Below are 19,000 nucleotides of genomic sequence, written 5' to 3' on the forward strand. Positions count from 1 at the left end.
GCAGTTGGTTCAACGGCCCTCCCTCTTACTTCAGCCCCACATTGGAAATATCCAATAGATTTACCGAAACCATCCTAAAAGCGGGCCTCCAATCGGAAAAATCCAATAGATCTCAGACAAAACGTTCTTTTGCCAAGCAAAAAAATCAAATCTATTGGATATATCCAATCAGACCGCCGGTTTTCCGGACAACAAACAAGTTCTATTGGATATATCCAATGTCGGCGGAAGGCAGATTAACCGCGGTACCTATTACTTCAAATTACTTCAAATAAAAAACTTCCCGCATCGGAACGATCGGGTTCGGTTCGTTGAAATCAAACGAGCCTTCGACCATCCCCGACGTAATCGCGTTCCAGCGCTGGCACGCCTCGCTTTGGGCAATATAGTCGAACGCCGCGTCCACGTCGTCACACTCAAAGCAATAGAAAAACTGGTTCCCCTGCTGAAAAATCGAATAATTGCGGATGCCCGCCTTGCTATGCTCCTCCAGCACCTCCGGCCACGGGTTCAAATGCATTTCCACATAGGCGTTCAAATGTTCCTCCTTCACGCGCCAGGTCCAGGCGAATTTCCCGCTTTGTTCCATAAAAATCCCCTCCATTGTCTTAGCTTGAAACTCGAAAACCGTGAAAAAACACCCCCGGAAACATTCTGCCGGAGGTGTCGGATAGCTCTATTCTAATATAATCCCGTCCATTCGGCGATATGCAAAGGCGAGAAATCAAGCGGCTCGGCCGATAACCGGCATTTAAATTATTTCATCCCAAGCGTGCCGCACCTCCCGTTTGGATAACTCTTCCTTCGGCAATAATGAGGCTAAAAACACCCTTGAGAGGGAGAACAGCGATGCGTTACCGCAGAAAATTCCATAATAAGTCCGCCCGTTTATTCAAGAAAAACACGGACTCCGGCGACCGGGTTTCGGCTTCGGCTGAGTCCGAGCCTGAGCCTACCGCTTTATTCGAAGAGCTGGAGACAAATTTACAGGCCATCCGAGAGACGCTCGGCAATAGTACGGATATCATTATCCGCAACCTGCCGGTCGGTTATGAAGGGAATCAATCCATAGCCATTCTATATACCGACGGATTAGCCGATCAGAATATCATCACCGATTTCATCATGAAGTCCGTCATGCTGGATATCAAATTGTTTGACCGCGCCGACCGTAAAATCGCCCTTCCTTCCGATGCCATACAGGCCTTGAAAAATTATGCGCTGACAATCGGGGACATCAAGGACGTCAGCGATTTTGACGCCTTATACCAGGCGCTGCTGTCCGGAGACACAATCATCCTGATCGACGGCCATAAACAGGGCATTGTTTGCAGCACTCCCGGCTGGAAAGATCGGGCGGTCACCGAGCCGTCCGCCGAAAACGTCGTCCGCGGCCCCCGGGAGAGCTTCGTCGAATCGCTGCGCACCAACACGGCGCTGATCCGGCGAAAAATCAAAGACCCGAATCTATGGCTGGAGACCATGCAAATCGGCCGGCTCACCCGGACTGACGTGGCCATCATGTACATGAAAGGCATCGCCAACGACAAGTTGGTGCAAGAGGTACGCGACCGCCTGAATCGGATCGATGTGGGCAGTATTTTCGAAAGCGGATATATCGAGGAATCCATTCAGGACGAAACGTTCAGCCCGTTCCCGACCATTTTCAATTCCGAGCGGCCGGACGTGATCGCGGCCGCGTTAGCGGAGGGCAGGGTAGCTATTTTGGTGGACGGAACGCCGATTGCGCTGATTATCCCAACATTGTTTTCTTCCTTTCTCCAAGCCCCGGAGGATTATTACCAGCGCGCGGATATCAGCAGCTTTGTCAGGCTGCTTCGTTACCTTGGGATCCTCGTTTCCTTGTTCGGACCATCCATGTACGTCGCCTTCACGACCTTTCATCAAGAGTTGCTGCCGACGCAACTGCTGATCAGCCTGGCCGCGCAGCGGGAACAGGTCCCTTTTCCGGCCTTTATCGAAGCGCTGCTGATGGAGTTGACCTTCGAGATTTTGCGCGAAGCCAGCATTCGCATGCCCAGAAATATAGGCGCGGCGATCTCCATCGTCGGCACGCTGGTCATCGGACAAGCCGCCGTTCAAGCGGGCATCGTGTCGGCAGCGATGGTCATTGTCGTGTCATTTACGGCGATCTCCAGCTTCATTCTGCCGTCCTATAATATGTCAATCGCCTTTCGCCTGCTGCGGTTTCCTTATATGGCGCTGGCCGCGTCCTTCGGCTTGTTCGGCATCATCGCGGGGGTTATCGTTCTGGTTTTACATCTGTGCAGCCTTCGTTCTTTCGGAATTCCGTACATGGCCCCGTTCGCTCCGCTCATCCCGGCGGATAACAAGGATTCGATCATCCGGCTTCCCCACTGGATGCTGGGCTCCCGGGTCCGTCTCATCAACCAGAGCAATATTACGCGCCGGAACAGCACCCCGCCGAAAAAATCGCGGGAATAACGCGCTACCGCAACAAGCAAATCCCGCAGCGCATGCAAAGGAGACTTATCCATGAGAAAAAACATGGCTTCTCTGATCCTGCTGCTTTCCATCGTCCTGCTGATTACCGGCTGCTGGAATCGCAGAGAGCTCAACGAACTCGGCATCGCCGCCGCGGCCGGCGTGGATATGGAAGGAGGCCGCTACCGTCTTACCGTACAGGTGGTGGATCCTGGACAGGTCACCGCGCAAAAGGGGGCGAGCGGCGGCGCCCCCGCCACGTTGTATACCGCCGAAGGGGATTCCGTTTTCGAAGCGGCGCGGAGACTGACGCAAATCAGCCCGAGAAAGATTTATTTCTCCCATCTTCGCATAGTTCTGGTCGGCGAGTCGCTGGCCCGGCAGGGTATCGGGCAAAGCCTCGATTTTATGTTTCGGGATCATGAATTCCGCCCCAATTTCTACTTGGTTGTCGCCAAGGGGGCAAGCGCTCAAGAAATGCTCAAGATCATGACCCCGCTCGAACCCGTTCCGGCCAACAAGCTGTTCTCGTCGCTGGAAACCTCGGAGGTCAACTGGTCCCCCAGCCTTGCGGTCACGCTTGACGAGTTGATCGACAACCTGTCCAGCACAGGGCAAAGTCCCGTATTAACCGCATTGGAAATCACCGGAGACCCGAAAATCGGAGAGAGCAAAAAGAATATCTCCAGTATCTACACGCCGACCCAACTGAAATTTTCCGGTCTGGCCGCATTCAATAAGGACAAGCTTATCGGCTGGTTGAGCGAACGGGAAAGCAGAGGATATCACAGTATCCACGGCGGCATGAAAAGCACGGTCATGTTCGTCCGCTCCCCGGATAACGGCATGGTGATCATTGAATTCCTCCGCAGCAAAACGACAGTGAAGGGCAAGGTGGTCGACGGGAGGCCGCAGATCGAAATTCAGTTCACAGCAGAGGGCAATGTCGGCGCCTCCGGTTCCAAAAATCTGAATCTGACCGATCCGCGCGCGGTACCCGATCTGGAGAAAAAAATCGAGGAAAAACTTATCGAATTTATGGAAACAACCATAGAAAAAGCGCAAACCGAGTTCAAAACCGACATTTTTGGATTTGGCGAAGCCGTTCGCCGCGCCGACCCTCGGGCTTGGAAAACGCTTAAAGAAAATTGGAATGAGGAGTACTTTACCAGTCTGCCGGTAAACATCAAAACGGATTTTATCATTCGCCGCATTGGAATGATAGCGAACCCGGTCACGGAGCAAATGGAGGAGTAGACAGGCCATGTTATGGAGTACAGGCATTCTGATCATTGCCGGCATCATCGTCTGGTTCGAGTTGCCGGCACTTTGGAAACAACAGCAAAAAAAAGACCTGTGGGCCTTCTGCATTCTGCTCGTAGTAGCCGTAGGGATATCTATTCCGGCGCTGATATTGCGCCATTTTCCCAGTCCGCTGCTCGTACTGACGGTCGTATTCGAACCGTTTAGCGAGCTTTTGTCCGCAATAGGCTTAATTTCATGAGCAAAAATGAATCGCTCGTTTAAGAAAGTATCCGAGGTGAATATCTGTTGAACGAAGTTCAGATCTCCGTACGCCAGTTGACGATTATCACAATCTTTTTTACGGTAGGCAGCGCTATTTTAATCACCCCTTCCGGCATGGTCCAGTCAGCCAGACAGGACGCCTGGATCGCCGGTCTGATCGGAATCGGAGTGGGTCTTCTGACCGTCTGGTTCATGTGCAAGCTTGTCAACCTGTATCCGCAAAAAAACCTGATTGAGATCCTGGAAACCTTGTTGGGAAAATGGGTCGGAAAAACCGTTTCCCTGCTCTTCATAAGCTCGTTGTTTCTGGGTGCCCCTGCCGCGGTACTAAACGATTTGGGCGATTTTATGACGACACAAATGATGCCGGAAACCCCGATCGAAGCCATCATCATCCTGTTCGGAACCGTGATTCTCATGGGTGTCCGCCTGGGAATCGAAGTAGTAGCCCGTTCTGCGGAGCTGCTGTTTCCCTGGTTCGTCCTTCTTTATCTTCTATTGGTCCTGCTGGTCTCCTTCAATATAGACCCGCGTCAGTTGCAACCCGTCCTGGAAAACGGCTTCCCCCCGATCTGGCAGGCTGTGCTTACTTTTATCAGCGTCGCTTTTTTGCCGCATATTTCGCTGCTCTTAATCCTTCCGGCCTCCGTGAACCGGCCTGCCCAATTCGGCAAAGGCATCGTTCTGGGCAGCTTGGTCGGCAGTTTGATGCTGGTGATCGTCATTATCCTGTCCATTCTCGTCCTTGGGGTGGAAATTACGTCAAAAAGCTTGTTCCCAAGCTATGTACTGGCCCAAAAGATCGACATCGGCCACTTTTTGCAGCGGGTTGAAACCATCGTGGCCGTCATGTGGTTTTTTTCGCTGTATTTCCGGATTACGCTTTACATGAGTTCCATTACGGTATCCCTTGCCCAAATTTTCAATTTGAAGGATTACCGGCCGCTCGTTTGGCCGCTGGGGATGCTCTTGATCGTCATGTCGTTCGTCGTTTACCCCAACGTCCCTTTCAGACAAGCCTGGGACGCCCGTACCTGGCCGCCGTACATTTTAACCGTCGGGCTGCTGCTCCCCCTTCTGTTGTTGACCATTCATGGGCTGCGCCGCCTGTTCAAGAAAAAACAGACGAAGCAGGCCTGAAGCACCACTTTCGTCGATAAGCCGGCCGTCAAGCCGGCTTCTTTTTTTGCCCCCCTTTTCACCAAACCTTCAACTGACGCTCAGTTGCGTTTCAGTTTGCCCGCTTATCATGTAGTTGCTGGGAGGGTGAACAAGATGAGCCTACAACAAGAAACCGGCCGCCGGAAATCGAAAAAAAAGCGGATCATCGCCGTGATCGTTCCGCTACTGATCGTCGGAGGAACGCTGTACGGGCTGGCGGACCGTTATTTAATTAAACATGTGGAGAAGGTGGTGTCCGGGGAAGGCGCGCCGCCGAGCGGATCGAACCCGCAGGAGAACACCACATCTTCGGAGGCCGGCGCTCAATCCGATGAGTGGAATTATACGAGCAATGATCTCCAAATCCATATCGATCAAGTGCAAACCGGTTCCGGAACGGACAAAATTACGTACTATGTGGCCGACGTGCAGGTGAAGGACCCTGGCAGTCTGCTGTCCGCCTTCGCCGACAACAGCTTCGGGCGCAATATTACGGAGAACACCTCGGAGATCGCCTCCAACAACGGCGCGATTTTTGCCGTCAATGGCGATTATTACGGATTCCGGGGCGACGGGGTGATTATCCGTAACGGAACGTTGTACCGGGATGAGCCGGCAAGAACGGGGCTGGCGTTATTCCACGACGGGACGATGAAATCTTACGATGAAACAAAGGTTTCTTCGTCGGCATTGTTGGAGCAGGGGGCGGTCCAAACGTTATCGTTCGGGCCGGCGCTGATCGAGGACGGGAAAGTGAACACCGATTTGGACAACGTGAAAATCGATACCAATTTCGGCAACCGCTCGATTCAAGGCGCCAATCCCCGCACCGGCATCGGCCTGATCGCGCCAAACCATTACGTGTTTGTCGTCGTCGACGGGCGCAAGGAAGGCTACAGCCGCGGCATGACGTTGACGGAGTTCGCCCGGGTGTTTCAAGATTTAGGCTGCACCGAAGCTTACAATCTGGACGGAGGCGGCTCGTCTACCATGTATTTTATGGGCCGGGTGGTCAACAATCCCCAGGGCAAAGGGCGGGAGCGCGGCGTCAGCGATATCCTCTACGTGAAAGAGGTGAACTGAGATGACGACGATTCTGATCCCCGCCTATGAACCGGACGAGCGTCTGTTGAATTTGATCGGACAGTTGAAAAAAATGCCGGATACCCGGATCGTGATCGTCGATGACGGCAGCGGCGAGGCGTACCGCCCGATTTTTGACGCGGCCCGGGCGGCGGGATGCATTGTGCTGCGGCATGAGGTCAATCGCGGAAAAGGCCGGGCCCTGAAAACAGGCTTCCGCTATTTGCTCGATGCCGGGGAGCGCGGCCCCGTGGTCTGCGCCGACAGCGACGGCCAGCATCTGCCCGCCGATATCGGCCGGGTCGCCGCCGCGGTGCGGGAGCAGGGCTGCAGCCTTGTGCTCGGAAGCCGCCGCTTTACCGGCAAGGTGCCACTGCGCAGCCGGTTCGGCAACGCGGTGACGCGATTTGTCTTCGCTTTTACGACCGGGACGAAAATTTACGACACCCAAACCGGGCTTCGCGGCTATTCCTCCGGCATGCTGGAATGGTTGTGCTCGGTTCCGGGGGAACGTTTTGAATATGAAATGAACCTTTTGCTCGGAGCCAAACGAAAAGGCTGCACTCTGGCGGAAGTGTTTATCGACACGGTTTATCTGGACGACAACAAGTCCTCCCATTTCCGTCCCTTGGCCGATTCCGCGCGGATTTACCTGCCGATTCTGCTGTTCAGCGCCTCGTCCATCCTGTCGGCGGGCATCGACTTCGCGCTGCTGTTCCTGCTTCAAGCGTTCAGCAAAAACCTCGCGCTTTCAGTCGCGGGGGCGAGAATTTGCAGCTGCACCGCCAACTTTGCGATGAACCGCAGGTTCGTGTTTGCCCGCGGCCACGGCCGAGCGGCCAAGCTGAACGCCTCTTTACCGCGGTATTTTTCGCTGGTTCTGATCGTATTGCTGCTGAATATGGGCCTGATGCACGTATATCACGACCTGGCCCGCATCCCTTTGATCGGGGCGAAGCTGCTGACCGAAGGTTCGCTGTTTCTGTTCAGTTACTGGGCGCAGCGCAAGTATGTGTATTAACAATGGTAAAATGCATATTCTCTTTCGTTTTAGCGGCCGCCACGGGTTAATGGCGGCAATGGAGCTAGAATAACGAAGGTTATTTTCGCTCAAAACACCGCTTTCAAATTGAAACGGCGCTCCCAATATTTAAAGTTTAGAACGAGGCCTGTTCGTACTAGCGCTGCATTTAAATCTGGCAAGATACCTTTTCTGGGCACCCCAATATTCTAACGGTTGCCACAAGCGCCATTTGTTCCCATACAGTTGATTTCAAATTGTAACGGTTGCCATGGAGCTTATTGCACTGAAAACCGGCTAATTTTGCTTAGATTCAGGCAAATAACCGCTGCTGCAACCGTTAGACCTCCGGCGGGCGGACAGTATCGATTCGAAAGCCAACGCTTTTTAAAAATTCTTGAGCAAAAGTTAATGCAACGCCATGCTTATTCCGTTAAATAGCGGCCGCTGTATCCATGGAATTTCCGGCTTGCAATGCCTGCCTACAAACATGAGTTTTTGCCGGATATCTTAAACGATGCGAAAATTAAGCGCGATACTTGTGGGAAGCCGAGTAAGTCAACGCAGGTTTGTGTCATTATATATAACGTAAATATGATATATATTTTGTAAATACATTAAATACCTCCGAAAATTTTACTTATATTTATGTATAAAAGTATTTTTCTGTAAAAATTATGAATGTTTTTTGTGATTTATATTGACATAATATTTTTCTGCCTCATATAATTTAACTACGTTCACAACGTCGTGACGCTTATATTCCGGTCCTTGCACAACGCTGTGCCGGCCGGTGGCAACGGAGCCGCACGGGCAATCGCTAACGATTGCTCCTGCGGCTCTTTCTGTTTTTTTGCAGGATGCAATTTCAAAAAAAGAAATGCCCTTGAAGGGCACGAACACGGAGAGGAGTTTGGTGGGATGGAACGAAGCGGATTTTGGAAAAGCGGGCATAAGCCCTCGCTGCTGAGCGCATTTCTTTACTTTGACGTCAGCTTTATGATTTGGGTGCTGATCGGACCTCTGGCGGTCATTATGATGCAGGATTACCCGATGAGCGCCTCGCAAAAGGCCAACTTGGTCGCCCTGCCGGTGCTCGGCGGCTCCGCGCTGCGGTTGGTGCTCGGCGTGCTGGCCGATCGCATCGGTCCGAAACGGACCGGCCAGATCGGCATGATCGTCACCATGATCCCGCTCATTTATGGCTGGCAGTTCGTCAGCTCGCTCGGCGAGCTTTACGTCGTCGCCCTGCTGCTCGGCGTGGCCGGCGCCTCCTTCTCCGCCGCGCTGCCGCTCGCCAGCCGCTGGTACCCGCCGCAGTATCAGGGCCTGGCGATGGGGATCGCCGGAGCGGGCAACAGCGGCACGGTGTTCTCCACGCTGTTCGCCAACCGGATCGCCCAGCATTACGGCAGTTGGGAGGTCGTGTTCGGATTGGCGCTGATTCCGATCGCCGTCGTGTTTATCGTTTTCTCGCTGCTGGCCAAAGACAGCCCAAGCCAACCCGAGCCCAAGCGGCTGAAGGATTACGCGGCTGTGCTCGGCCAACGGGACACCTGGCTGTTCTGCATGCTGTATATGGTCACCTTCGGCGGCTTTGTGGGCATGTCCAACTATTTGACGATTTTTTTCAACACCGAATATGGGCTGAGCGCCGTCAGAGCCGCCGACTTTACGACGCTCTGCGTGATCGCCGGCAGCTTTTTCCGGCCCGTCGGCGGCTGGCTGGCCGACCGGGTGGGCGGCATTAGCATGCTGCTCACGCTGTATGGCGGCGTCGCCGCCATGATGGCGCTGATCTCCTCGCTGCCGCCGCTGCCGGTGGTCACGGTGCTGCTGTTTATTTGCATGATGTGCCTGGGCATGGGCAACGGCTCGGTATTCCAGCTCGTCCCCCAGCGCTTTCAACAGGAAATCGGCGTCATTACCGGGATCGTCGGCGCGGCCGGAGGGCTCGGCGGGTATTTTTTACCGAATATCCTCGGGATTTTAAAGGAATACACGGGCTCGTATACCCCCGGCTTCCTGATTTTAAGCAGCATCGCCATCGTCTGCATCGTCACAGTGCTGCTGATCCAAGGCCAGTGGAAACGAACCTTCCTCGAAAGGAGCGGGGCATATGACGCTTATACCTACGGCCGCCAATCCTGACGGGCGCCTCCGCACGCACTGCTGCTTCTGCAGCATGCAATGCGGCATCGACCTGCATCCGGCGGGCAAGGCGGCCGATGCGCTCGGGTACGAGGCGAAGCCAAGTCCCGATTTCCCCGTGGCTACCGGGAAGTTGTGCCAAAAGGGCCTGCACTCCATTACTCACGCAGCGCATCCCGGGCGGATTCTAGTTCCGCACCGTAGACAGGAGGAAAGCGGGGATGGCGGCAGGTTCTTGCCAGGGGGCGCATTTGGCGCGGCTGGAAGGTCTGCTGGTGCTGCGCGGCGGCGAACTACGCCTGGCGCGGCGGGACCGTCCCCGGCGTGGCGGCCCGCATCCTGGACGGAAGCGCTCGACGACATCGCCTCCCGGATTCTCCGCCTGCAGGAGCAGCACGGCCCGGACAGCGTTGCCGTCTTCGGCGGCGGATCGCTGACGAATGAGGTTTGCTATCTGCTCGGCAAATTCGCCCGTGTGGCGCTCCGCACGCGGTACGTGGACTACAACGGCCGCTACTGCATGTCCTCGGCCGCCGCCGCGCAGCAAAGAGCTTTCGGCATCGACCGGGGGCTGAATTTTCCGCTGGACGATATCCCCAAGGCCAAATATATCATCCTGGCCGGGACCAACATCGCGGAGTGCCAGCCGACCATGATGCCGTATTTGCTTGCGGCGAAGAAGCAGGGCGCCGTGCTCGTGACGATCGATCCGCGCCAAACGCTGACCTCCAAAATCGCCGACATCCACATCACGCTGCAGCCGGGCCATGACTCGCTGCTCGTCGGCGGCATGCTGCACGTTCTGCTTGAGGAGAACCTATACGACGCGGAATTTGTGTCGGCCCGCACGGAAGGGCTGGAGGAGGTGCGCGAAGCCGTGCGGCCTTTTCCGCCGGAGCGGGTGGCCGCGTTGACCGGGGTGGCCGAAGAGACGATCCGTGCCGTGGCCCGGGGATTTGCCGCCGCGGAAACCGGGATCGTCCTGACGGCGCGGGGGCTGGAGCAGCAGGTCAACGGGGTCGAGCATACGCTGCAGTACATTAACCTGTGCCTGCTCGCAGGGCACATCGGCAAGCCGGGCAGCGGGTTCGGTTCCGTGACCGGGCAGGCCAACGGGCAGGGCGGCCGCGAGCACGGCCTGAAGGCCGACCAGCTTCCGGGCTACCGGTCAATCGAAGATCCGGGGGCCCGGGAGCATGTGGCCCGCGTCTGGGGGATCGATCCGGCCGAACTGCCCGGCAAAGGGGTCTCCGCCTATGAGCTGTTCGGCAAAATTTTGGACGGCGGCATCAAGGCGATGATCATCCTCGGCTCCAATCCGGTCGTCTCCAGCCCCAATAACGCCCGGGTCGCCGAGGCGCTGGGCAAGCTCGAACTGCTCGTCGTCGTCGACCTGTTCGAAACGGAGACCGCGGCTTACGCGGATTGGCTGCTGCCGGGCACGTCCTTCCTGGAAGCGGAAGGCACGCTGACCAATCTGGAGGGCCGGGTGTTTCACCGGCCCCAGGCTTTTGCTCCGGCAGGGGACAGTCTGCCGGATTACCGGTTCCTCTGCGCCCTGGCCGAGCGGCTGGGCCGGGGGCGGTATTTCCGGTACACGTCGGTTTCGGACGTGTTCGATGAGCTCTGCCGCGCTTCCGCCGGGGGCATAGCCGATTACAGCGGCATGAGCTATTCGCGGCTGAAGGAAGCGCAGGGGCTGTTCTGGCCGTGCCCGGCAGCCGGGGAAGAGGAGGCGGCGAAGCCAGCGGGCCAGCCCGAGGAGCGCAGAGCCGGCGGCGCGTCAGAGACGGCGGGCGGTGGGGCTGCTGCCGAAGGCGGGGGCGGCCACTGCGCCGGGCCCGCTGCCGAGGGCGAGGGCAGCCACTGCGCCGGGCCCGCTGCCGAGGGCGGGGGCAGCCACTGCGCCGGGCCCGCTGCCGAGGGCGGGGGCAGCCACTGCGCCGGGCCCGCTGCCGAGGGCGAGGGCAGCCACTGCGCCGGATCCGCCTTCGGCGACAAAGCCCGGCTCAGAGCCGGAGCCGCTGCCGAGGCCGCGAACGGGAACGGGCTCGAAGCCGCCATCGGCGCCGAGCCCGGAGCGGTGCCCGCAGCCGCTGCGCTTCGCGGCGGGGGCCACCCCGGGACGCCGCGGCTGTTCGCGGGCGGCGTCTTCCCCCGCGCAGGGGGCCGCGCCCGCCTGCACGGGATCACGCCCCGGCCGCCGGCGGAGAGCGCAGATCCGGACTACCCGTATCTGCTGACGACCGGCCGGCTGGCGGGCCACTACCTGAGCGGCGCGCAAACCCGCCGCACGGAGGCGCTGGCGAAGAAGGCGCCGGAGCCGGTGGCGGAGCTGCACCCCGCCCTGGCCGAGCAGCTTCGCCTGCGCCAAGGCGAACGCGTCCGGCTGACGACCCGCCGAGGCTCATTGGAGTTGACCGCCAGGCTGGCCCCCGGCATCCACCCCAAAACCGTGTTTGTCCCGTTTCATTGGGGCGGGGAGCTGGCGGTCAACCGGCTGACCAACGATGCCCTGCACCCCATCAGCCGGATGCCGGAATTCAAAATTTGCGCCGTGCGCATGGAACGGGTTGAACCTGTGAATGACCCGGAGGTTCCCGAAACGGAACAATTGGAAAAAATCCAATAGATTGACGGAAACCAAACGCCATTTTTGAACTCTCATTGGAAAATATCCAACAGAATCCGCTCCAATCGCCACTAGCGTTGCATTTAAATCTGGCAAGATACATTTTCTGAGCACACCAATGCTCTAACGGTTGCCACAAGCGCTATTTGTTCCAATACCGTTGATTTCAAATTGTAACGGTTGCCATGGTGCTTATTTCACTGAAAACCGGTAATTTTTGCTTGGATTCAGGCAAATAGCCGCTGCTACAACCGTTAGATTTCGGATAGCTTTCACGGGAAAGCTTGAGCAAAAGTTAATGCAACGCCAGTGTCCAATCGCCCGTTTTACGCCTGCCAAGTCAAATCTATTGGAAATATCCAGTCAGCCTGCAGTAGTATTTCCCGCATAATTTCCAGATCAAGTCGGATATTTCCAATCAAAACCCCGTTAGAATTGCCAAACGCAAAAAGGGCTGCGCCAGGAACCTCCTGTCCAGCCCCTATATTTAACTCTGTCTTCTTAAACCAGTCTCTTAACCTAGTCCTCTTAACTTGGACCTCTTAACCTAGTCCTTTAACTCAGTCCTCAATTTGAATGCGTTTCGATTTCGTTTGCCCGCGTTTCGGCACTTCCAGTTTCAACACGCCGTCTTTCAGAGACGCGCGAATGCCTTCTTCGTCGATGTCCTGAACGTAGAATCTGCGCACGTATTCACCGTAGCGGCGTTCCTTCCGGACGATTTGCTGCTTGGAATCTTCCACGTTGTTGTCTTCCTTGCGCACCGCTTTGATCGTCAAGTAAGGGCTCACGTAGTCGATTTCGATTTCATTTTTTTGAAATCCCGGAAGCTCGGCTTCCACCAGATAAGCGTTCTCCGTCTCGCGAATATCCGTTCTGAAGGACATTGCCTGGCTTTTCAGCGGCATGAAGAAATCGTCGTTAAACGCATCGTTAAAAGACTTCATCCATTGACTCAACGCATCTTCTCTGTGTCTTCCAAAAGGAATCAAATCAAACATCATTTATTCCCCTTTCTTTGACCTTATTTGACCTTACACCCTCATTATATGCTTGCGGTCAGAGAATGACAAAAGCGATCTCCGGCCAAAAAACCCGATTGCGGAGCATTTTAGGCCAATTTTTAAGGGAGCTGCAGACCAGCCTGTCCATTTGACCTTCTTCGACCTTTATACATCCCCTTGTTCATTCCCCGAATTGTATGTATTTATATCATGACCCGGATTGACGGCAAAAATTCCGCACGCTATAATCTGATTAATCAATCAAATAAAAATTTGATCATTCAATCAGTTTGCTGAAGGAGGAGTCATCATGCATCAAGACAGAAAGGAGAAATTGGCCCCTGATTCGCCCGATTGGCTCGGCAAAACGCTGGCTTTTCTAAGCGCTCTTCTAGGCGCAGGGGCATTTTGGTATACTTGGTATAGTTACCAGGACTGGATGGCCGGCACCGGAGTTCCTTGGTATGGCTGGATTCGTATTGCCTTTATGCTGCTTATCGGCGTTTTCTGCTTATCGGCGGCCCTTTTGTTTATCATGGGAAAGCGTGCCGGATGGTCCGTATTTCAAACCGGTTTAATGCTGGTTCCCGTCATGCTGGCGTCAAATTTGATCATTGTGATCATTAGAGCGGTTATTGGCGCCTTCCAAGGAAAAACGCTGCCCTTTTTTGAAAAGATCATCAGCGACCCGAAGTCGATCGCCGTTCCCGGGATCATCTTGGCCTTGGCATTGCTCGGGGCATTAAGCAAAAAAGCCCCTAAAAACGAAGAATAGTTGGAGTAATCATATGAACGATAATCACAAACCGGAAACAAAACAATCTTTCATTGCGGAAGCAAGACGCGAGCAGATCATTGAGGCTGCAATCCGGACGTTGGACGAAATCGGCTATGTTCACGCGAGCCTGGCCCAAATCGCCAAACGCGCGGGGATCAGCACAGCGCTCATTTCCTACCATTTTGCGGATAAGAACGATTTGATGAATCATCTGTTGACGAAGCTGGTAGAATTATCGACCGCCTATGTCCTGGACAGGGTGCGCCCGGCAAACACGCCGGAAGAAAAGCTGGAAGCTTTTATCAACGCCAGCTTGGCCTATCAGGGAACCCATCCCGCCCATAATACCGCTCTGATCGAGATCGTCTTTAATGCTCGGACCCCTGACAATATTCCTTACTATAAGTTAAACGACGAGGATGAAGAGGAAGAGCCGCTTGCCCGCGAACTGAAGACGATCCTGGAGGAGGGCCAGTTCCAAGGCGTATTCGGAGATTTCCATACGGGCGTCATGTGCAAGATGATTCAAGGGGCGATCAGCGAATACATGCTTACTTCAGCCCATAACAAAGAAACGGACTTGGAGACCTACAGCAACGAGCTGGTGAAAATCGTAAAGCGAGCCGTGGAGAAATAAACGACAAAAGCGACCCCGAAGGGTCGCTTTGATCTTGTTATTCTTCGCTTGTCTCATTCACTTCATTGTAAATAATCACGGACTGTGTTTCCTGCTCCCATTTCACCGTGGCTTCAAACGCCTCGCCAATGAAACGAACCGGCACGACGGTGCTCCCGCCGATTACGGTAGCCGGCGCGTCAAGCGTTTGCTTCACGCCGTTCTTGTACGCGGTTTTGCTGTTGATGATCAGTTTCAAGGTAACTCCGTCCTTGGTTACGGTAATCGACTTATCCGACGGATCATAGGTTACTTCCGCCTGCAAAGCTTCGGAAATGGCGCGGAACGGTACCAACGTGCTGCCATCTTTTACAATCGGCGCTACCTCCGTCGCGGGCTCTTCCCCGTTCACATACAGCTTAACGCCCTTTTTGCCCAACTTGTCATACAACTTGCCGAGCTTTTTGTAAGATTCAAGGTTGGTTATGTCGGCCAATACCGCTTCTTTCTGGACGTAAACCGCATCGGTCACGCTGCCGTCCTGCTCCAGCATATCCGCCGCTTTGGTCAAAGCCTGCGCCGCCTCCTTGATCCCTTCCAGTTCTGTCTTCATTTCATCCGTCAGCTGAGCGTCGTATTTGGTGAGCAAAAGATCGGCCAGCACCGCACCCGCCGGCTTGTCCTTCACGTTTTCGACCGCTTTAAGCAACCCTTTGTAACCATTGTGGCCTGGACCATACGTTTCCGAAGTGACTGTTTCCGGTTTATTTTCCTTTTCCTTACCCCCTTGCTGTCCTTTAGTCTCCTTGTTTGCCTTGGAGGCGCTATTACTATTGCTATTGCTATTTCCCTTGTCTCCGTCTTTGCCGTCATTGCCATGCGGCTTGTCCGAATTCACCGTTTCCTTGGCTTGATCCTTGGCTTGATTGGATTCCTTGGCTTGATTTGCCCCCTTGTCATCGCTTGCATTGTCGGCTTTTTGGTTTCCTTGTCCCCCGCCCGATTTGGCCTGAGAACCGGTCTCCGCTTTCTTGTCCGTCCCGCTTGCGCCGCCTGCTTGCCCCGGCTTGGCCAAAGCGGTTCCCGCCGACAGGCTTACCGCCAAAATACAGGAGAGTGTGATGATCCAGCTTTTTTTCATGTGTTTGTTTGCCTCCTCAAAATGACTGGTTTATTTTTTAAATCGGTAAATCACGTCATTTTATAAATACCACTTTGTCGAAAAAACAGAAAAATTGTCGATCATAACTCATGGCTGTTCATTTTCCGTAGACAACTGCGCCTCGATGGCTGCCACTAGATCTTCATAAGAAGAACTGGGAAGCAGTTCGCCGTTCACCATAAACTGCGGAGTTCCGTTAACGCCGTAGTATCCCGCCGTCTTAAAATCTTCCTTCACCGGGAGCATATAAGTCCGGTCTTTCAAATCCTTGGCAAAACGCTCGTAATCGATGCCGTCGATATTGTTTTTGACAAAATCGAGCAAAAACTCGGAGGTGGCCCAAATTTCCGATTCCTTCCCTTGATTCGCGTAAAGTTCGCGCTTAAACTCCCAAAACTTCTCGTTGCTTTGCGCAAAAATCGCTTCTCCCGCACTGGCGGCCATAATCGAATCCCGATCTATGAAAGGAAAGTTGGTAAAGAACAGCTCGACTTTCCCCGTATCGATAAAATCTTTTTGAAAACGCTCCATATTTTCTTCTTCCCATGTTTTACAAGCAGGACATTTGAAATCGGCAAATTCCATGACCTTCACCTTGGCGTCAGGACTTCCGAGATGCGGCTGCTTTTCGTATTTCAGCCCTTCCGCGACGAATTTACCCTTAATTTCAGTATAGTTGGGCAGATCGTTAAGGTTGGCAGAGGCCGCCGAATCTTTGAGAAAAATCACGGCAAGCGCAATGATCGCCAGGCTTAAGAGAACAATTAAAAGTAAATATACCCGGTTTGAAACTTTCGGCTGTTTACCCGCCTTTTGTTGAATCATTACTAATTCCCCCAATACTCAATTTTTTCCTAATTTTATCGAATAAGCCCGGTTATAAATGTAATTTAAGTCACAATATCCTTCTTTTTGGAAAATTGTGAGATGTTGTGAATTGATTATAAAAATTCATTCGCTTTAATACGGAATCGAGATGTAATAAAATATTAGGAATCATCAAAGGAGGGATTTTTATATGCAATATGGGCCTGATCCTAATGCAATCTACCCAAATGAGGCAATCAAAAGCATATGCTATATTAAAAACGTTGTAACACGCCCAAATATTATTGTCGGTGATTACACGTATTATGACGACATAAACGGTGCTGAAAAATTTGAAGAGCGTGTCACACATCACTATGAATTTGGCAGACTTACCCCTTAAAGGTGACACTGTAATTGGAAACGACGTGTGGATCGGTCAAAATGTAACCGTAATGCCCGGTGTGCATATTGGTGATGGAGCAATCATTGCAGCCAATTCTGTCGTGGCCAAAGATGTTCCCCCTTACCATATTGCGGGCGGGAATCCCTGCAAAGTTATTAAGAAAAGATTTGATGACGAGCTAATCGATCATCTCCTTACTATTAAATGGTGGGATTGGCCTGCGCGTAAAATTTTTGATCATCTTGAAACTCTATGCAGCGGGGATCCGACAAAAATTAAGGAAATTCAATAGCTCATTATGAGCAAAATGGGAAGCCGGGAATAAGAGTTCTTGGGTTACCATTTTGCTGTTTTTTTTCTAAAGATTATCCATCGCTCACCCTTTTCCACACTGATCAAAGCTATAAAAAATGGTTCCTTTTGAGGATACGATTATTCATTTGGAATTTCCGGTCCAGATGCAGCATTAGTATAATTCCTAGTAAACTGATTCATAAAGTCGATATAACTTGTTGAACGTAATGATTTTGATTGGTAGCAATTACTCTTTCCATAGTCTTCATGGTGAGTAAATTAAAAATTTCATTCCGTATATTTCTCATCTTTATGTGTAGAAATTTTAAAAAATTATCCTCTATTGTCTACTTCTTTGAATCTCAATTCTTCTTTTAGTAAAAACACTAAAAACATTCTAATGGCCTCCGTTATTTTATAATTATTTGCTTAAAAATGGGAGGCCTAAGAATTTTGGCGCGCTTAAGGTTAAGAGGAAAAATAATGAAAAATGTCCGCTAGTTAAGAATTGACCCATATCACCTTAAAAAATATTTTTTATATTATATTTCGTAATGTTACGTAGTATAATATAATATATGTGAAGAAGCTATTCTGGTCAGAATTAAAAATTTAAAAATGGAGGCTATGGCGATGAAAGAACTTAGCTTTTTTATTGGTGGACATGGTATTCATGGCAAGTTTTATGATACTGGAATTGTTTCTCTTAGAAATGATTATGAATGTAGGCAAGCAGTTAAAGCCGGTGGTGCATATCGGACAGCAAATGATGTAAAGGTATATTTTAAAGCATCATTTGATAAAGAACTTGATATTGATACAAATTCCTTAGGTGTTGAAATTGTAGGTCATATTATGGCCGATGATTTTGCATTGGCCCTCAAATTAATACGTAATCCAATGACAGGAACACAAGTAATTCCAGATTCTGTAATTGAGTCTGTTGGAAAAATTGTTTCTTCGCATACTAACTGGATTGATTGTGGCATTAGCAGTCAGGATAGTAACAGATGGGTTTGGGATGCCCTATCTACATTTGTTGGAGCAAATATATTGTCCGATCTTTTGTAATCTTATCAAAAAGACCTATCCTTGTAGGGATAGGTCTTCTATAATTTACTACTGTAAAAACATTATATATAATAATAAAAAAGGGAAAGGAGAGAATTTTTTGACAAAACAAGAAGACAAACAATTAGATCGGATAATTTTTGGAATTAGTTTATTTGTTGTCTTTCCATTTATAATTTTATTCTCGGTTTTTCAATTAATTGTACGCATGTTCCTTTTATCTGAAATTCCCCCTCAAGTTACAAACACCGAATTTATTTTTTTTCTAAGCGTATCAATTGGATATCTTGCATTAAGTTCTGCAAGCATTTTATTTCTCTTTAGATCAAAGGTCCAACTGTTTTTTCCCAGCGTTTTATTTTTTGCAAGCTCATTGGTATGGATCCTTGCGTCTTATAACACTACTAATCCTTACAATATTAATACACTTGGAATTACTACAAATCTAATCTTATTTTTAATTACAACAATTAAATTTTTAAAATCATATTATAAAAAAAGAAAGAATAGCATTTAATTTATAACACAATATCTAGCGAAGATCTGCTTGAATTTATCGCTTTAAAGTAATGACATATGTTCGAAATCCTGATTTTTTTTGTAAGTCCGGCCGCTCGATCCTGAAATTTTGCCATTTTCAACGATGGCGGCCCATTTTGCTTTCGTGGAACATTCGATTTTTTAGGTCGAAATCTAAAAGTCGAGATCTTCGTTTTACTCTGTTTTTTCTTGTTTTCTAAGCAGCTTATTTTTTGGAGTTTTGCACTTTCGATTTACTTCGATTTTAGGTAACTAAATTACTTAAAATACCTTTAAATTCT

General features: G+C 51.5%; 15 protein-coding genes and 1 pseudogene. 12 read left to right on the forward strand and 4 right to left on the reverse strand.

Annotated elements, in window-relative coordinates:
- Nucleotides 1–262: 262 nt before the first annotated feature.
- On the reverse strand, nt 263–589 hold the full coding sequence (locus DYE26_RS20585) for an L-rhamnose mutarotase (protein ID WP_036626687.1): 327 nt from the start codon (nt 587–589) through the stop codon (nt 263–265).
- A gap of 260 nt (nt 590–849) precedes the next feature.
- Between DYE26_RS20585 and DYE26_RS20590 the strand changes: the two genes are divergently transcribed.
- The 8 genes from DYE26_RS20590 (at nt 850) to DYE26_RS20625 (ending at nt 12,041) form a co-directional block, all read left to right on the forward strand.
- Nucleotides 850–2,466 carry a spore germination protein gene (locus tag DYE26_RS20590; RefSeq protein ID WP_036626689.1) on the forward strand — a complete coding sequence of 539 codons (1,617 nt, stop codon included), beginning with the start codon at nt 850–852 and terminating at the stop codon, nt 2,464–2,466.
- A 51-nt stretch (nt 2,467–2,517) separates the two neighbouring features.
- On the forward strand, nt 2,518–3,723 hold the full coding sequence (locus tag DYE26_RS20595; protein ID WP_036626691.1) for a Ger(x)C family spore germination protein: 1,206 nt from the start codon (nt 2,518–2,520) through the stop codon (nt 3,721–3,723).
- 7 nt (nt 3,724–3,730) lie between these two features.
- Entirely contained in the window at nt 3,731–3,970 is a 240-nt protein-coding gene (locus tag DYE26_RS20600) for a hypothetical protein (protein ID WP_036626693.1), read from the forward strand.
- A 47-nt stretch (nt 3,971–4,017) separates the two neighbouring features.
- The gene (locus DYE26_RS20605) at nt 4,018–5,133 is read left to right on the forward strand and encodes a GerAB/ArcD/ProY family transporter (RefSeq protein WP_082207964.1); all 1,116 of its coding nucleotides are present in this window, start codon (nt 4,018–4,020) and stop codon (nt 5,131–5,133) included.
- 135 nt (nt 5,134–5,268) lie between these two features.
- Nucleotides 5,269–6,237, forward strand: a complete 969-nt coding sequence (locus tag DYE26_RS20610) for a phosphodiester glycosidase family protein (protein WP_036626697.1) — start codon at nt 5,269–5,271, stop codon at nt 6,235–6,237.
- Nucleotide 6,238: 1 nt separating this feature from the next.
- Complete coding sequence (locus tag DYE26_RS20615; RefSeq protein ID WP_036626700.1) at nt 6,239–7,258, forward strand: bifunctional glycosyltransferase family 2/GtrA family protein; 1,020 nt, start codon at nt 6,239–6,241, stop codon at nt 7,256–7,258.
- A 921-nt stretch (nt 7,259–8,179) separates the two neighbouring features.
- Entirely contained in the window at nt 8,180–9,409 is a 1,230-nt protein-coding gene (locus DYE26_RS20620) for a nitrate/nitrite transporter (protein ID WP_036626702.1), read from the forward strand.
- Nucleotides 9,378–12,041: a molybdopterin oxidoreductase family protein gene (locus DYE26_RS20625; protein WP_227872884.1), complete on the forward strand. Its 2,664-nt coding sequence runs from the start codon at nt 9,378–9,380 to the stop codon at nt 12,039–12,041. The genes DYE26_RS20620 and DYE26_RS20625 overlap by 32 nt, the downstream gene beginning before the upstream one ends.
- A gap of 560 nt (nt 12,042–12,601) precedes the next feature.
- On the opposite strand, the gene DYE26_RS20635 is transcribed toward DYE26_RS20625, so the two are convergent.
- Nucleotides 12,602–13,042: an Hsp20/alpha crystallin family protein gene (locus tag DYE26_RS20635; protein ID WP_036626704.1), complete on the reverse strand. Its 441-nt coding sequence runs from the start codon at nt 13,040–13,042 to the stop codon at nt 12,602–12,604.
- A 313-nt stretch (nt 13,043–13,355) separates the two neighbouring features.
- Between DYE26_RS20635 and DYE26_RS20640 the strand changes: the two genes are divergently transcribed.
- Nucleotides 13,356–13,820, forward strand: a complete 465-nt coding sequence (locus tag DYE26_RS20640) for a hypothetical protein (RefSeq protein WP_036626706.1) — start codon at nt 13,356–13,358, stop codon at nt 13,818–13,820.
- A 13-nt stretch (nt 13,821–13,833) separates the two neighbouring features.
- Nucleotides 13,834–14,460 (forward strand): TetR family transcriptional regulator, encoded by a 627-nt coding sequence (locus tag DYE26_RS20645; RefSeq protein ID WP_036626708.1) that lies wholly within the window; start codon nt 13,834–13,836, stop codon nt 14,458–14,460.
- Nucleotides 14,461–14,497: 37 nt separating this feature from the next.
- Here DYE26_RS20645 and DYE26_RS20650 read toward each other — a convergent pair whose 3' ends face one another.
- Both DYE26_RS20650 and DYE26_RS20655 read right to left on the reverse strand, forming a co-directional pair.
- Nucleotides 14,498–15,580, reverse strand: coding sequence for a copper amine oxidase N-terminal domain-containing protein (locus DYE26_RS20650; RefSeq protein WP_036626710.1), 1,083 nt, complete (start codon nt 15,578–15,580; stop codon nt 14,498–14,500).
- Nucleotides 15,581–15,688: 108 nt separating this feature from the next.
- Complete coding sequence (locus DYE26_RS20655; protein WP_082207965.1) at nt 15,689–16,426, reverse strand: DsbA family protein; 738 nt, start codon at nt 16,424–16,426, stop codon at nt 15,689–15,691.
- Between the two features lie 193 nt (nt 16,427–16,619).
- Here DYE26_RS20655 and DYE26_RS20660 point away from each other — a divergent pair.
- Both DYE26_RS20660 and DYE26_RS20665 read left to right on the forward strand, forming a co-directional pair.
- Nucleotides 16,620–17,106, forward strand: a pseudogene (locus DYE26_RS20660) (CatB-related O-acetyltransferase).
- Nucleotides 17,107–17,741: 635 nt separating this feature from the next.
- Complete coding sequence (locus DYE26_RS20665; protein ID WP_051985761.1) at nt 17,742–18,179, forward strand: hypothetical protein; 438 nt, start codon at nt 17,742–17,744, stop codon at nt 18,177–18,179.
- Nucleotides 18,180–19,000: the final 821 nt, after the last annotated feature.

It is taken from the genome of Paenibacillus macerans, assembly GCF_900454495.1.
Classification (GTDB): Bacteria; Bacillota; Bacilli; order Paenibacillales; family Paenibacillaceae; genus Fontibacillus; species Fontibacillus macerans.